This is a genomic window from Thermosyntropha tengcongensis, from assembly GCF_055381335.1.
The window spans coordinates 1,847,073-1,861,526 of record NZ_AP042437.1; the positions used below are offsets into that span (position 1 = coordinate 1,847,073).

At 42.0% G+C, this 14,454-nt stretch carries 17 protein-coding genes and 1 pseudogene; 3 read left to right on the forward strand and 15 right to left on the reverse strand.

What is annotated here, in order from left to right:
* The first annotated feature begins 52 nt into the window (after positions 1-52).
* Both ACZ42E_RS08935 and ACZ42E_RS08940 read left to right on the forward strand, forming a co-directional pair.
* Positions 53-823: a hypothetical protein gene (locus tag ACZ42E_RS08935; RefSeq protein ID WP_464891984.1), complete on the forward strand. Its 771-nt coding sequence runs from the start codon at positions 53-55 to the stop codon at positions 821-823.
* Between the two features lie 46 nt (positions 824-869).
* Positions 870-1,331 carry a hypothetical protein gene (locus ACZ42E_RS08940; protein ID WP_464891985.1) on the forward strand — a complete coding sequence of 154 codons (462 nt, stop codon included), beginning with the start codon at positions 870-872 and terminating at the stop codon, positions 1,329-1,331.
* Between the two features lie 133 nt (positions 1,332-1,464).
* On the opposite strand, the gene ACZ42E_RS08945 is transcribed toward ACZ42E_RS08940, so the two are convergent.
* The 7 genes from ACZ42E_RS08945 to ACZ42E_RS08975 form a co-directional block, all read right to left on the reverse strand.
* The gene (locus ACZ42E_RS08945; RefSeq protein WP_464891986.1) at positions 1,465-2,562 is read right to left on the reverse strand and encodes a TDT family transporter; all 1,098 of its coding nucleotides are present in this window, start codon (positions 2,560-2,562) and stop codon (positions 1,465-1,467) included.
* Between the two features lie 142 nt (positions 2,563-2,704).
* Complete coding sequence (locus tag ACZ42E_RS08950; protein ID WP_464891987.1) at positions 2,705-3,859, reverse strand: aminotransferase class V-fold PLP-dependent enzyme; 1,155 nt, start codon at positions 3,857-3,859, stop codon at positions 2,705-2,707.
* Between the two features lie 19 nt (positions 3,860-3,878).
* Positions 3,879-4,460, reverse strand: coding sequence for a sulfurtransferase-like selenium metabolism protein YedF (gene yedF, locus ACZ42E_RS08955; protein WP_464891988.1), 582 nt, complete (start codon positions 4,458-4,460; stop codon positions 3,879-3,881).
* A gap of 21 nt (positions 4,461-4,481) precedes the next feature.
* A complete protein-coding gene (locus tag ACZ42E_RS08960; RefSeq protein WP_464891989.1) occupies positions 4,482-4,691 on the reverse strand; it encodes a hypothetical protein in 210 nt (69 codons plus the stop codon).
* A gap of 21 nt (positions 4,692-4,712) precedes the next feature.
* Positions 4,713-5,477, reverse strand: coding sequence for an acyl-CoA dehydratase activase (locus ACZ42E_RS08965; RefSeq protein ID WP_464891990.1), 765 nt, complete (start codon positions 5,475-5,477; stop codon positions 4,713-4,715).
* Positions 5,474-6,616 (reverse strand): double-cubane-cluster-containing anaerobic reductase, encoded by a 1,143-nt coding sequence (locus ACZ42E_RS08970; protein ID WP_464891991.1) that lies wholly within the window; start codon positions 6,614-6,616, stop codon positions 5,474-5,476. The genes ACZ42E_RS08965 and ACZ42E_RS08970 overlap by 4 nt, the downstream gene beginning before the upstream one ends.
* A gap of 174 nt (positions 6,617-6,790) precedes the next feature.
* Positions 6,791-8,629, reverse strand: a complete 1,839-nt coding sequence (locus ACZ42E_RS08975) for an acyl-CoA dehydrogenase (protein ID WP_464891992.1) — start codon at positions 8,627-8,629, stop codon at positions 6,791-6,793.
* A 181-nt stretch (positions 8,630-8,810) separates the two neighbouring features.
* Between ACZ42E_RS08975 and ACZ42E_RS08980 the strand changes: the two genes are divergently transcribed.
* Positions 8,811-9,872, forward strand: a complete 1,062-nt coding sequence (locus ACZ42E_RS08980; RefSeq protein ID WP_464891993.1) for an RMD1 family protein — start codon at positions 8,811-8,813, stop codon at positions 9,870-9,872.
* A 43-nt stretch (positions 9,873-9,915) separates the two neighbouring features.
* Here the strand turns inward: ACZ42E_RS08980 and ACZ42E_RS08985 are convergent, their stop codons facing one another.
* From ACZ42E_RS08985 to ACZ42E_RS09020, 8 genes and pseudogenes are all read right to left on the reverse strand, one after another.
* A complete protein-coding gene (locus ACZ42E_RS08985; protein ID WP_464891994.1) occupies positions 9,916-10,068 on the reverse strand; it encodes a hypothetical protein in 153 nt (50 codons plus the stop codon).
* A 239-nt stretch (positions 10,069-10,307) separates the two neighbouring features.
* Positions 10,308-10,700 carry a DUF190 domain-containing protein gene (locus tag ACZ42E_RS08990; RefSeq protein WP_464891995.1) on the reverse strand — a complete coding sequence of 131 codons (393 nt, stop codon included), beginning with the start codon at positions 10,698-10,700 and terminating at the stop codon, positions 10,308-10,310.
* A 15-nt stretch (positions 10,701-10,715) separates the two neighbouring features.
* On the reverse strand, positions 10,716-11,087 hold the full coding sequence (crcB, locus tag ACZ42E_RS08995) for a fluoride efflux transporter CrcB (protein ID WP_464891996.1): 372 nt from the start codon (positions 11,085-11,087) through the stop codon (positions 10,716-10,718).
* A 128-nt stretch (positions 11,088-11,215) separates the two neighbouring features.
* Complete coding sequence (locus tag ACZ42E_RS09000) at positions 11,216-11,635, reverse strand: arsenate reductase ArsC (RefSeq protein ID WP_464891997.1); 420 nt, start codon at positions 11,633-11,635, stop codon at positions 11,216-11,218.
* 103 nt (positions 11,636-11,738) lie between these two features.
* Positions 11,739-12,803 (reverse strand): ACR3 family arsenite efflux transporter, encoded by a 1,065-nt coding sequence (gene arsB / locus ACZ42E_RS09005; protein ID WP_464891998.1) that lies wholly within the window; start codon positions 12,801-12,803, stop codon positions 11,739-11,741.
* A gap of 78 nt (positions 12,804-12,881) precedes the next feature.
* Positions 12,882-13,256, reverse strand: a pseudogene (locus tag ACZ42E_RS09010) ((2Fe-2S)-binding protein); the annotation flags it as partial.
* An 8-nt stretch (positions 13,257-13,264) separates the two neighbouring features.
* Positions 13,265-13,888, reverse strand: a complete 624-nt coding sequence (locus ACZ42E_RS09015; RefSeq protein ID WP_464891999.1) for a cytochrome c biogenesis CcdA family protein — start codon at positions 13,886-13,888, stop codon at positions 13,265-13,267.
* A 65-nt stretch (positions 13,889-13,953) separates the two neighbouring features.
* A complete protein-coding gene (locus ACZ42E_RS09020) occupies positions 13,954-14,379 on the reverse strand; it encodes a thioredoxin family protein (RefSeq protein ID WP_464892000.1) in 426 nt (141 codons plus the stop codon).
* Positions 14,380-14,454 lie beyond the last annotated feature (75 nt).

Here is a 14,454-nt window from a genome sequence, read left to right on the forward strand (position 1 = left end):
AAAAATATCAATAAAGAAATAATACGTTTTTAATTTAATTAGGAGGCATGTTATGAAAAAATCTTTTATGAAAAAATTAAATTTATTTTTAATAGCTTTTTTAACTCTACCCCTTATTCTAACGCAAATAGAACCCGTTACAGCCCAGAATTCAGATATTCCGAAACTAGACAAAGAATCACAATTTGCCATGGACATATTTACCGGGAAAGTTATGCCCCAACTGGAAGATCCAGACTTAAAAATTACTGATATAATATGTAAGCAAAACACCAATTCCTTAAAACCAAAATCAGTAATAGTAGATATAAGAAAAATATCTTCTACCACATATAAAGCAACAATTATTGAAACGCAAGAAATCCGCACAACTCTCGAAGACACCCACCAAGAAATTTTTTGTGATGTCACTTTTTTTGTAACAGCAGTATATGATAAACAATCATGCCCAGACCCTCATATAAGATACTGTTATAAAATTACTGGAGTAAAGGGAGGAATAATTAGAAAAACTGATCCACAAATAATAGTAACCAAATTAACATTAGGCTGTGAAGGCCATGGAGAATACTATCCTAACGCACAACCTCCTAAAGGAAATAAAGTAACAAAAAACCTACAAAAATATATAAAACAAAACCCTGCAGTTGGAACTACCTATTCTACCTCTGGCTTTCCCAATAATTACTACTATGTAACAGAAGACGGTTTTAGCGGTATATCAGCAAGAACCTATATTTATATTAAAAGAAACGGCTCAGGATATACCGATTATAATTATGCAGAATGGAAACTGGGTACATCATATGGAGATTGGATATAACAATTTTATCAAATCTGTATAAAAACACCTTGGGAAGGAATAATTTATGTATAATAAAAAAATTAAAATCACCTTATATACCATAATCATAATAATTCTGGCTGTATTTCTTTTTATAATCCATAACTTTAAAAACACAAACCAGGAGCTACAATTCGTTTACACTGGCAAAAGCAAACATTGGCAGGCCCGAATAGATATTAATGGCAAAGTAAAAATAACTCACAAAAACGACCGCAATTATTATTATACTCCTTACAATATAAAAATAAAAATTGATAATATAAAACCATACCCCTCTTTAACTTCCACAAAGTTGTTAAAATATAGTTACCGCATAGGCGAAATAGGGGGAAGCGGATTTCGTGAACCAGAAAAAACAATAACTATTGAAACCAATTCTTCGCAAGGAATATTAAGATTCAAAAAAATAGAACAGGCAGTTTTAATTATAACAACAGATAATCAAAGCGAAACCATAATTTTGCAAAAACAAAACAGAAAATAAAAAACAATATTTAAACCCCGTCAAAATTTTATATAAAAATCAAACCTGAAAACTTTATTTTATTGTCTTATATTCCTATCCACCCTATTTGACCCTTTAATTTTTTAATTTATGAAAATAAAACAGCAGCATTTTAAGTATTCTCAGGAGGAGAAGGGGCATGGGCAGTAAATATGCTCCTGTCCATAACTCCCTTTATCGTGCGAACAAAAGAAATAAGCCAGAAGAAGATAAGCAGTAAAGTCAGTAATCCTGCATAATAATGGATTAATACCGAATTTACATAATGGCTTATGCGGATAGTAGCCATGGTATATATAGCTACCGGAAACACAAAAGCCCACCAGGAAAGGCTGAAAGGTATAGGTCCCTGTCTCAGGTAATGCCTTGTTATTACAATATTCTGCAGCAGAGCCCAAAATCCCAATCCCCACAAAACAATTCCCAGTACGCATACCGTGCCAGTATTGCTTATAATTCCTAACCTAACAGCTGTCTCTGCTGTAGATATAAGGGCCACCGCTCCTGCACCAATAGGCCCTATAAGAATCCAGAAGCTTGGTGCCATTCCAGCAGGAGGAAGGGGATGCTGAACCATACGGTTAAAAATAACTGCCCCTATGAAAAAGAAAAGAAAAAGGCCTATTCCTAAAAATGTAACATTCAGCAAAAATACATCCTGCACCCATATAGACCCTTTTTCATGCAGGATAGCTACCAGGGGATTTCCTACCAGAGGTACCAGAACACTTCCCACGGGAGGAATAAACCAGACAAAATTCATCATCTGGGGAGAAATATTCTCTTCTCTCATCATGATAAAAGTTGCCCACACTCCAAAAATTACCGCTCCTATGATGCCAATCAGCCAGGTCAGCAACAAAGTGTTAAAAGTAAAACCGGGAGAAAAATACCCTTTTAAAGACATAATATTTATATTAATGCCAATAACCATTACCGCAATAGGAAAAGTCATAAAAAAATTGCGCAAAACCGGATGGTTTAAATCTTTCTGCACTTCTTCCCGGTAAACAAACCAGCGCACAAGCCAGGGGATAAAAAGCACCACAAAAAAGGCCAGGTTAAAATAGGCCAGAAGCAAACCTATCTTATAAGCTATCGGCCATTTATGGCCCCACAGGAAAACTACATTGGCCAACCCTCCGGTCCCCATTACAGCTGCAAACCAGGCCGGGGAAAATTCTTTTATTATGCTCCCTTTATCCCGCATTGCAAACTCCTCCTGTTCATTATTTAATTATCTATTTTCAATTTCATTATATACCTTATGGGGGTATAGGGCAAGGAGGAATATTAACGTAATAAAAAATTTTTAGGCCTTTCTTTAAAAATAAAAAAGCGCCAGCATTTATCTAGCGCTTTGCTATCTCATATACTGCCTTTATCACTTTTTCTATCTCTTCTTCGGTAGTAAAATATCCCGGGCTTAAACGGCAGGCTCCCCTTTCAAAAGTGCCAATAGTCTTATGAGCCAGAGGGGCACAGTGGAGACCTGCCCTGGTTATGATGCCATATTCATAATCAAGGCTTAAGGCTATATCCCCACAGTCCATATCCTTGATATTAAAAGCCAAAACCGCTGTCTGCCTTTGCACATCAAGGGGGCCATACATCTCAATTCCAGGTATTTCTTTAAATCCAGCTATAAGAATGTCCATAAGCTTCTGTTCATGTTTCCTTATATTATCAAGCCCGGTATCCATTATAAACTGAACTCCGGCTAAAAGCCCGGCTATCCCCGGGGTATTAGGGGTACCGCTTTCCAGAAGATCCGGCATTATATCAGGCTGCTCCAGATATTCCGAAAGTGAACCGGTTCCCCCTTCACGCATAGGCTTTATTTCTATACCTGGCCTTACATATATGCCACCTGCTCCCTGCGGCCCCAAAAGCCCCTTGTGTCCGGTAAATGTAAGAATATCTATATGCTGCCCTTTTGCATCTACCGGCAAAACTCCCGCCGTCTGTGCGGTATCTACCATAAATATAATTCCATTCTCACGGGCAATCCTGCCTACTTCCGCAACCGGCATAATAGTCCCTGTCAAATTGGAAGCATGCAGGATACATATAATACGGGTATTGGGCTTTATAGCCTTCCTTATACTGTCAGGATCCAGGCTCCCATCAGAATCGCAGCTGACGGCCGTCCATTCTACACCCTGTCTGGTAAGGCTGAAAACAGGCCTGGCTACGGCATTATGTTCCATACTGGTAGTTATTACATGGTCCCCAGGTTTTAAAATCCCTTTAAGCCCCATATTTAAGGCATCGGTTATGTTGAGGGTAAAAGCTATCCTTGAACTATCTTCTATATTAAAAAGGGAAGCCAGCTTTTCCCTGGCCTCCAGAAGAACAGAACCTGCTTTCAGGGCCTTTTGATTACTTCCCCTTCCAGGGTTAGCCCCCAGGAAACGGTTGAAATAATCTATTGCCTGGTACACACTTTCCGGCTTGGGATAAGTGGTAGCCGCATTATCCATATAAATTATATCCAAGGTAAGCATCTCTCCCTTATATTTATACCTATATGACAAGGCTCTTGCCTGCTGAAGTTAAAATCTCCACTGCTGAGTACATGTTGGTGATACCGCCTGCCTGCAGTTTATCTTTCAAGTTATAAAAATCAAGGCAGGTGCCGCAGGAAAGTATTTCTACCCCATCAGCTTCCAGAGCCTTGAGATGCTCAAGCACCGGGGAACCTTCACAGGTTAAAAACACCCCACTGTTCATAAAAATTATATGTTTTATTTCTCCCTTCAGTTCCGTCAGGGTATAAAGGAAGCTCTTCATGAGCACTTCCCCCAGCTGTTCATCCCCTTCTCCAAACAGACGGCTTTTTATAAGAACAGCAATATCCTTCTTTTCCTCTGCTTTTTCATCATCCTGGGCCATCTTTTTCATATATATATAAAAATCGCCATCCTTTTCTTCCACTTTATACTGATAACCCTGCCGGGCTGCCAGTTTGCTTACATTCTCCAGCGCCGCCTGCTGGTTCACTATAGTTATTATCTCTAAATTCCCATCATCTTCATCCATAACCTTCTTGGTCAGGATAACCGGCTGGGGACAGTTAAGATTGCGGGCATCAACTATCCTTTCCACCTGCAAAACCTCCTGTAAAATCTAGTTTTCGCTGTTTTCCACAGCCTTTTTTAATTCATTTAACAATTCATCCAGGTTTAGATTATAATCTTTACTTACTGCCTCCAGGGTATTAAAAAGATGGGAGCACATTATACAGCTGCCTGTTTTCTCCTCATACTGTTTAAATACCTTTTCCGCAGCGGGAAATTTTTCCACGATATCTACAACCAGCATTTCTTTATCAAGCACAAAAAAACCTCCTTTTTTGACTTATGATGCTTCTCTGGCTAAGAGTGCTGCTCCCAGAGCTCCTGTAAACTGGCATATTTCAGGCACTATTATATCAACTCCAAGTTCACGCATAAGCGCATTTTTTATTCCTGCATTAAGGGCAACTCCGCCGGTAAAAGCCACCTTTTCCTTCAAACCCACTCTTTTGGCCATGCCAGCTACCCTTCTGGCCACCGACTGGTGAATGCCAGCAATTATCCCTCCCTTGGGAACGCCCCGCGCCATGAGGCTTACAATTTCCGATTCCGCAAAAACGGTACACATGCTGTTTATAGGCACTATCTCTTCAACATTTTCATGCTCAGCCAGTTCGCCCACTTCTAATCCCAGGGTGTTGGCCATTACCTGCAAAAACCTTCCCGTTCCGGCAGCACATTTGTCATTCATGGCAAAATCGATTACCCGCCCTTTTTCATTTATCCTTATTACTTTGCTGTCCTGCCCGCCAATATCAATAATAGTCCTTACTTCCGGATAAAGCTCTGCTATCCCCCGGGCATGGCAGGTTATCTCCGTCACTGCCTTATGCGCTTCATTAAGCGCGATACGCCCATAGCCGGTAACAACTATGCGGTCAATATCGCTCTGGCTGAAACCGGAAATCTCAAGCAAATTTTTCACGATATTTTTCCCCGCTTCCCGGGGGCTCCATCCAGTAGGCACTACCACCTGAAATTTTTGGTTTCCCGCCAGCATTACACCTTTAGCTGCTACCGAACCTATATCAAGTCCTATGCTTATCATTTCCCTATCATCTCCAGCATGGCTTCCACTCTTACCTTTATGGTTTCCAAATCCGAATTAGAATAATCGCTTTCCAGGTGCAGGTAAGGCAGCCCTTTTCCTTTTACCAGTTTTTCTACTTCATAAGCCTCAATATTATAAGTATGACAGGCCTGCCAGGTAAGGTCAATAACCGCATCGGCCCTGAAATCATCTATCATGCGGGATATTAATTCCATGCGGTACCGGTTGGGACTCATGCAGGAACACGGGATTTTTATATATTTATGCGCCAGAGCTACTATGGGGTCATCATATTCCCGGTCAGCAAGCAGTTCCAGGGTTTTATACCCCGTACAGTTTTCCATAGCCACCACTGCTGCTCCCAGCTCTTCCGCAATTCGAATAACCTTTTCTGTTCCCAAACCTACCGGACATCCGGTAAGAAGCACCCGCGCCCGGGGTTTTCCTTTTTTCACTCTCTCCTCATCCTGCAAAAGCCGGTTCTTAAAACTTTCCATCATTTCGGTTACCTCTCCCTTGTCAGCTACAAAACTGCGCGACCAGGTAACCGTCAAAAGTTCAAGCCCGCTTAAAGGGGGAATATCCATCTGGTTAAGGTCGCATAAGGATTTGGCCGCTTTTGTTTCTTCATTTATCCTGTCTATAGCCTGCCATATAGCTTCGTCTTTTATCTCAACCTCCAGCATTTCTTCCAGAAAGGCTTTAAGCCTCCTTAATTCCTCCACCCATAAGGCAAAGCCGGCTGAGCTGTCTTTAAGATGGGGAAGCTGCATGACATGTACCGGCTTAATTTCATTCATGATTTCAAACATCTTCTTTTTGCCGTCACAGGTAGTCTCCCCGATAATCACATCGGAAAAATGGAAAAAAGGACAGGTATCAGTTGCCGCAAAACCATAGGAAGATTTTATAAGCGGGCAGAGATTGCGGGGCAAAACTTCCTCAGCCGCTGCAATCGGATCTTCTTTAGTTCCGCAAAGCCCTACCGGAATAGCTCCTGCAGCCAGGATAAGCTCCTGGGGGCAGTAGGTGCAGTAAATCCCCACGACTTTCGTGCCTTTTTCCCTGGCTTCCTTTATGCGCATGAGGTTGACTTCTCTGATGCTTGCAAAATCTTTAATATCAATATCCGTCATTTAAAATCTCCTCCCCTTTTTTACTAAAATCAATATAACACAAACCATATTATATTAAAAATAAAAATAAGTTATAATCATCTATAAAAATCTATGCCTGTTTTACCAAAAAAAATGCTAATAAAAAACGCCCCCTGCTTTTTCCAGGGAGCGTTTTTATGCCAGTTTTGATTTTTAGAAATTGCCCAGCGCCTCTTCCGGAATTTCAATGGCCGTGGCATCTCCTGCTTCAATTATCCTTCTTATAGCGAAAATCTGCGGAACTACATTCATGACATAGAATTTAGAAGTGGCAATTTTCCCTTTGTAGAAACTGGCATCATAATGGTCTTCGCCTAACTCTTTAAGCTTCCTGTTGGCCAGAAGCCCCTGTTCCAGCATCAGCTTTCCGCAATAGATCATGGCTGTGGCATGTAAAATGCGGGTAGCATACAGAGGCATCATAGCTATTTTACCTTCACTGAAGAATTTGTTAAGCTGTCCCAGGATAGCCTGATAGTCCGCATAACAGTCAGCCAGCATCTGGAATTCTTTTTCAAATCCGGGGGTACCCTTGTTTTCTTCAATAAAGCTGCTTATTTCCTTCATCCAGGCCATCAGGTACTTGCCGCCGCCCATGGTAAATTTGCGGGCTACCAGGTCCAGAGCCTGAATATAGTTAGTCCCTTCCCAGATGGAGAATATCTTGACATCCCTTGCCAGCTGGGCTACGGGATATTCTTCGATAAAACCATATCCTCCATAGGTTTGGATAGCTTCTCCACACATCAGCCAGGCCATGTCAGAAGTATAAGCCTTGCACAGAGGATTATTCAGCATAAACATATTGTAGGCATATTCCCTTTCTTCCGGATCCGGACTTTCATGGGCCAGGTCAACATAGTAATAGGTTTTGAAAAGAAGCGCCCGGCAGGCTTCAACTACCGATTTCTGTAAAAGCAGCATTCTCCTTACATCTTCATGCTCGATAATTCTAACCCTGGGGCCCTTGGGATTAGTAAGCTTGGTACCCTGCACCCTTTCTTTACTGTAGGCAATAGCATTATAGCAGGCAGCTGCCATAACCCCCTGAGCCAAAAGGCCAGTATTCAAGCGTTCTTCATTCATCATGGTAAACATCTGCTTCATGCCCTGCCCTTTGCCGTCTTCTCCCGGAGGATCCCCGATAAGCCATCCGTAGCAGCGGTCATTTTCCCCGTAAGCCAGGGTACAGGTAGCTGAGCCTTTAAGCCCCATCTTGTGCTCTATTCCGACAGTAGTTACATCATTCCACTCGCCCAGGCTTCCATCTTCATTCACCCATATCTTGGGAACGATAAAAAGCGACAAACCGGCGGTGCCTTCCCGGGCTCCCTCTATCCTGGCCAGCACCAGATGGATAAAGTTTTCAGCTATATCATGATCACCGGCGGTTATAAACATCTTGGTGCCTTTAATCTTATAAAGGCCCGGGGTATCGGTAGGATAAGCCTTGGTAGTAACAGCTCCCACATCAGAGCCGGCTCCTGGTTCGGTAAGGTTCATGGTTCCGCCCCATTCCCCGGAAAACATCTTGGGGAGAAAACGTTTTTTAAGTTCTTCAGAGGCATATTTCTGGATGACGCCAGCTGCGCCGGCAGTAAGTCCCCAGTAAGTGGGAATAGCTGCTGAAGCGGCAATAATCATCTCTCCCATAGGTGCATATATAGTCCAGGGAAGATGCCCTTCCACTTCACGGTCGGCAATCTGCGGACCCAATTCGGCTTCCATGCAGGTTTTGTAAACTTCCTTAAAAGAATCGGGAGTGACTACCTTGCCATCAATAAACTGGGCCCCTATCTTGTCAGCATCTTCATTGGCAGGCGCTACTACATCGCGGGCTATCTTGTAGGCAACATCCAGGAAAGAATCCACATCATCCACCGAATAATAATCCTTAAACGCAGGATAGCTTAAAAGCTTCTCTAAATCCAGCCATTCTTTCAGAATAAATTTGGCATCCCTCAGGTCATACAAAAAATTAGTCGCTGCCATTATTATACCCCCCGTTTTTAAGTCTAGCTTTATTTTATTACTTAATATTGGCAAGGTAAAGTATTTCAATTTAAAATAATATATTCGGAAAATAAATACAAATTAAAAAAGTATCTAATTTGATAAGAAATCGAAAAAATATTAAAATAAATTGAAGCCAGCAAAACAGGAGGATTTTTTGATGTTTGCCGCTTATTTTTACCGCATATACGAAACAGGCAAAGAGATTAACCTTGATAAACTGGAAAAGGAAATGGCCGATGACCATAATATAAGCCGCCGCCGTTTCTCAAGGGTTAAACCCAGCTCTATACAGCTTGATGTCCCCCCTCTCCTTATAAATCTTGGAAGTTCCGCCATTACCTATCAGCAGCATAAAATATTTCTGCAGGCTAAAGCCCGCATATATGACATAGGAGCGGTAAGTATCTGCCTTATTTATGAAAATAATGCCAACTCACCATCAGGTTTGACAGATTTCGCCCTCTCCTTTGCCGGCCAGAAAGGCCTGGAAGAGGCTTTTTCCCTTTACATAGACATACTCAGCCATACTTTATCCCCTTATCTGGGAGAAACAAAAATCGACCCCGATTTTTATGAAGATTACACTATCTACCGCATTACCAAACCAGAAGAAGCACCTGACCCCATGCCTGTTTTAATGGGGGAAAAAACTGACTTCAGCACGGCAATGCGCCAGCAGATAATGAACAACACCCTGTCTTACAGCAAAGACGATTTTGCCATAATAAGCTGGGATACCGCCCTGCTCTGCGATCCGGAAGATCCGGAAGATCTGCGGGATTTAATCGAGTTTGCCAATGTGCAGCTTTTAGAGCTGCGCTACTATGACGCCATTTTAAACAAACATATGGAAAAAATGTATGATGACATAGAAGAAGCTGAAAACCTTTCGCGTTATGCCCGTTTAAAGCTTTATCGCCAGATAATGGCAGAACTTATGGAAATAATAGCTGACATAACAGAAGTAACCGAAAAAATAAAAAACTTTATAAAAATAACGGAAGACATCTATTATGCCCGGGTTTATGAAACTACCCTGCGCGTTCTCAGAACCTACCAGTGGTCAGAAAGCCTGAGCCGCATGACCAATGTTATCTACCAAAACTACTCTCTCTTAAGCAATGAAGTTAATGTACAGCATTCCAACTTTCTGGAATGGATTATAATTGCCCTTATTGCCCTGGAATTCCTCTTCGCCATACTGCAAACCCTGCTATAAAACCATAAAAAGGCGGGCAGCCCGCCTTTTTAACTTATTTGATTTATTTCCAGTAAGGGAGATAATGTTCTACATCCACGCCATGACAGTACATCCAGTCCACAAATTCTTTATAGTTCGTCTGATTCCAAACATTATCATCAAAATACCCCTGCCAGAATGCCATAAACTGTTTAAGCATATTCCGGAACATCATCTGCCTTCACCTTCCTTTGCCCCAAAACCCAAGATACCGCCTTAAACCAAAAGCGGGCAATATCTTTAAAAGATATCTGCCCGCTTTAAAGATCCTCATATCTCATGGCCATCCCCTCTCTTTCCAGTTTAAGCTCTAAAGCTTAAACCTTATGAGAAGTTCTCCTCTAATTTAAGCATATAATGAATATCTTTCTTCGTCCAGCCCTCAATTAGAGTATACAACATTCTTCAGTCACTTTACTTTTCTTCTGCTTCCTTATCTTTTTTGATCCTTATAAGCCTTTCTCCTTCCAGGCTGGAATACTTTATTATTTCCACATCATCCAGGGTAATAAGCCCTTCTTTAATCATGCCGTCAATCTCCTGCAGATATTTTTCTATATACTCCACGCTGTCTACAATTTCTACCACGACAGGCAAATCGGAAGATATATCTACAATACGGCTGGTCACAATGCGGCTGTGGGCTCCAAAGCCTTCTATCCCTTTAGTCACGGTGGCTCCTGCCATATCAAGCTGTTTGGCCTTTAAAACCAGAGCATGATAAAGAGGCATATTCTTATAGCGGTGCCCCTCACCCACAAATATCCGCAGTCTCTTGGCCGGCCCGGAAAACTTAAAAGTGCTCAAAAAGTTTCACCTCCATTATAAAGCTCTGGCCATCATGAAACCCATAAAAGTGGCAGCCAGGCATAAGAAAAGGTTAAGTCCCACATTTAAAAGAGCGGAAATATAAAGGCCATCCCGCAGAAGAAGCAGAGTTTCCGCCGAAAAAGAAGAAAAAGTGGTAAAAGCCCCGCCAAAGCCTACCACCAGAAAAAGCCGCAGATTAGGCGATAAACCGCCTTCTATGCTTTTAATTATAAGATAACCTACCATAAAACATCCTGCTACATTCACAATAAGGGTCCCATAAGGAAAAAAAGTCCCCCAGCGTGAACTGGCGGCGGTAACCGTCATATATCTGGCCAGTGCCCCCAATATTCCTCCAGCAGCAACTAACAGGAATGGCAGCATGAATTTCACCTCCATCAATACAGCATATACCGGCCTTATATCTTGACATATATAAAAAACAAAAAAGGCTGTTCACCTCATATATTAAGCAAACAGCCCCGAAAAAACAATCCAGTTATAAAAAATCTCTACTCACCAAACTGCGCCTTGAGCCAATCCCTTATTTCATCCCTGACATGGGCAAAAACAGAAATTATTTCCTCATCACTTCCGTTAGCTTTAGCAGGATCAGGGAAGCTATGGTGCAGGTATTCCTTTCCTCCTGTAATATAAGGGCATTCCTCTTTAGCATTGTCACAAACGGTAACTACATAATCAAATTCCATACCGGCAAACTCATCTATACTCTTGGAACGATGGCTGCTGATGTCAATCCCTATTTCCTGCATAGCTCTTATGGCATACGGATTAACCCGAAACGGTCTGGTCCCGGCACTGAAAACTTCAAATTTATCCCCGTACATCGCCCGCATAAGCCCTTCCGCCATCTGGGAACGGGCTGAATTCTGGGTACATACAAAAATTATCCTCTTTTTTTCGGCTACCATCTATTTTCCCCCTTTATTTAAAATTATTTAAATTATAGCTTTAGTTTGTAAACATAAAGCAGCACTTTTGTAAAAATCATACTTAAGCTAAAGGGGCTCCCCTTTATAAGGCAACCCCTTTTTCCTCGCCAAAATATTTTTTTCTCCACCTTAATGCCACATTAACCAGCCAGATCATAACCGGAACTTCAATTAACGGCCCTACTACCGCTGCAAAAGCCTGTCCGGAATTGATGCCAAATACCGCTACAGCTACGGCAATGGCCAGTTCAAAATTATTGCTGGCTGCAGTAAAAGAAAGCGAGGCTGTCTGTCCATAATTTATCCCCAGTTTGCGAGAAATGAAAAAAGAAATCGTAAACATCAAAACAAAATAGAGCAAAAGAGGGATTGCAATACGCAAAACATCCAGGGGAAGGGTAACTATATATTCTCCCTTAAGCGAAAACATGACCACTATGGTGAAAAGAAGGGCATAAAGAGCTATCGGACTAATTTGGGGCACAAAAACCCTGTCATACCATTCAGCCCCTTTAGCCGGACGCAGGAAATAGCGGGTCAAAAAGCCGCCGGCAAAAGGTATGCCAAGATAGATAAGGACACTCCTGGCCACTTCTCCCATGGACACCTTTACTTCCATGCTTTCCAATCCTATCCAGGCAGGGAGTACAGTTATGAAAACATAAGCATATACCGAATAGAATATTACCTGGAAAATAGAATTAAATGCCACTAAAGCTGCTGCGTATTCATTGTCGCCGTCTGCCAGGCTGTTCCATACTATAACCATGGCTATACACCTGGCAAGTCCAATAAGGATTACTCCCACCATATATTCAGGATAAGCAGGCAAAATAAGGACAGCCAAAACAAACATCAATACAGGTCCTATTATCCAGTTCTGTAAAAGGGATAAGCCCAACACCCTGCGGTTTTTGAATACATTTCCCATCTCTTCATAACGTACCCTGGCCAGCGGAGGATACATCATAACAATAAGCCCAATAGCGATAGGTATGGAAGTAGTACCTACGGAAAGGCTGTTAAGCCAGTCAGCAAAACCGGGAAAAATAAAACCCAGGCCTACTCCTACAAACATGGCTAAAAATATCCACAAAGTAAGGTAGCGATCCAAAAAAGAAAGCCTAGAGCTTACTGAATTTTCCATGCATAATTCTCCTTTCTATCAGTTTTTTCTGGCTTTTAATGCTTCAGCAATCACCGATTGCACTACCGTTCGGCATCATGTACCCGCTGGATTGGCTTCCACACAGCGGCATCCAGTATTGGCTCCTGTATGATTCTGTATATCTTCCAGAGTGCTGCAGCATTTATCCACTGCAACATGCCGCCATATCTCTTCATCAGTTACATCAGCACAGTAGCATACAGGAACCGGCGATTCCTCTTTAAACCATATTGGAACAGCAAGTTTATCTTTAGGAATAACTTCTCCGGAAGGGGTATAATAGCCAGCTTCACACTGCGGAGAAGTGCAAAGATAATAGTTTTCATTATTTAATTCAACATAAGGGCACAAACTTGCCACCGTTTTCCTGGGAACCTTCTTTCCAGTATTGCTGCACCAGGGACACTTTTTTCCTTCAAGGTCTATAATCATTATTTCATCTAAGCCAGCCATGCAAAATATCCTCCCATAATTACTATTATAAGCCCAGCTGCTTTTTCTAAAATATTATTCCACCTGGCAAATGCATCCATGCGGGTCAAAAGCCCGGTAAAAGTTCCTGCCGCTATAATCGGCACTCCCCGTCCCAAAGCATACACAAAAAGGAGGGTGGCACCATAAAACCACCTGCCGCTGGCCAGAGCCAGCGAAAGTATAACAAGGAGCACCGGGGTTCCACACTGCGAACCAACCAGCCCCATGACAAGCCCTAGAAAATAACTGCCTGAAAGCCCTTTAGCATTATCGGCATAGCGTAAAAGACTACTTCCATAATTGATATTAAACTTTAATATCCCCATAAGATTCAGGCCTAAAATAATACATACGCCAGCTACCAGATAATAAATAACCATCTTTTTTACGCCGAAAATGCCTCCCGCTACCGCTATAAAAAGCCCTAACAGCATAAAAGTAGTAGCTGTACCCAGCGTAAAAAGGAGGGAAATAACAAAACCCTTCCTGCGGCTCGCATCCTGCCCTCCTATATATCCTACAATTACAGGAACCATGCTGAGGTTGCAGGGGCCGATACTGGTTATAATCCCGGCCAGGAAAACCAGCAAATAACCATAAAGAGAAAAACTCTCCAGAATTTGAGGAAGTACCTGGTTTAGCCACTGTTCCAGCTTTACTTCACCACCTTGTCAAGTTCCTCCCGCAGGGTATCTTCCGGTACAAGCCCTATATTATGGTAGCTTATCTCCCCTTTATCATCAATGATATAGGTAGCAGGTATATACTTTATCTCATATTCACGTAAAAGGTCATAATTGCTCTCTGCATCAACATCTACAGTTATGAAGCGAACCTTTCCTTCATATTCCGGTTCTATCCTGTCAAAAACCTTTTTCATCTCCACACAGGCTGGACAGGAAGTAGAACTAAAAAGAATCCACATCGGCTTCCCCTTCTGTTTAGCTTCTTCTATTTGGGAAGCTGGGCTTTTCCCGGAAGGGGAAATATCTTTTTTTTCTTGATAACGGCTGCCAAAATAAAAGACACCCGCTGCGATTAGCAACAGTATCAATAAAATAATTTTTCTATTTTTATCCATACCTTCTCCTTTCCTTATCCCTATAAATGTTCAGGCAGCCGGCAGCCTCATTTTTAATAGCCTGCCGGCAAAATA

Bases quoted from the DNA above. Each gene is read 5' to 3' on its own strand.
- ACZ42E_RS08935 (WP_464891984.1), top strand. From the start codon at position 53: ATGAAAAAATCTTTTATGAAAAAATTAAATTTATTTTTAATAGCTTTT.
- ACZ42E_RS08940 (WP_464891985.1), top strand. From the start codon at position 870: ATGTATAATAAAAAAATTAAAATCACCTTATATACCATAATCATAATA.
- ACZ42E_RS08945 (WP_464891986.1), bottom strand. From the start codon at position 2,562: ATGCGGGATAAAGGGAGCATAATAAAAGAATTTTCCCCGGCCTGGTTT.
- ACZ42E_RS08950 (WP_464891987.1), bottom strand. From the start codon at position 3,859: ATGCTTACCTTGGATATAATTTATATGGATAATGCGGCTACCACTTAT.
- ACZ42E_RS08965 (WP_464891990.1), bottom strand. From the start codon at position 5,477: ATGATAAGCATAGGACTTGATATAGGTTCGGTAGCAGCTAAAGGTGTA.
- ACZ42E_RS08970 (WP_464891991.1), bottom strand. From the start codon at position 6,616: ATGACGGATATTGATATTAAAGATTTTGCAAGCATCAGAGAAGTCAAC.
- ACZ42E_RS08975 (WP_464891992.1), bottom strand. From the start codon at position 8,629: ATGGCAGCGACTAATTTTTTGTATGACCTGAGGGATGCCAAATTTATT.
- ACZ42E_RS08980 (WP_464891993.1), top strand. From the start codon at position 8,811: ATGTTTGCCGCTTATTTTTACCGCATATACGAAACAGGCAAAGAGATT.
- ACZ42E_RS08985 (WP_464891994.1), bottom strand. From the start codon at position 10,068: ATGATGTTCCGGAATATGCTTAAACAGTTTATGGCATTCTGGCAGGGG.
- crcB (WP_464891996.1), bottom strand. From the start codon at position 11,087: ATGCTGCCATTCCTGTTAGTTGCTGCTGGAGGAATATTGGGGGCACTG.
- ACZ42E_RS09000 (WP_464891997.1), bottom strand. From the start codon at position 11,635: ATGGTAGCCGAAAAAAAGAGGATAATTTTTGTATGTACCCAGAATTCA.
- arsB (WP_464891998.1), bottom strand. From the start codon at position 12,803: ATGGAAAATTCAGTAAGCTCTAGGCTTTCTTTTTTGGATCGCTACCTT.
- ACZ42E_RS09020 (WP_464892000.1), bottom strand. From the start codon at position 14,379: ATGGATAAAAATAGAAAAATTATTTTATTGATACTGTTGCTAATCGCA.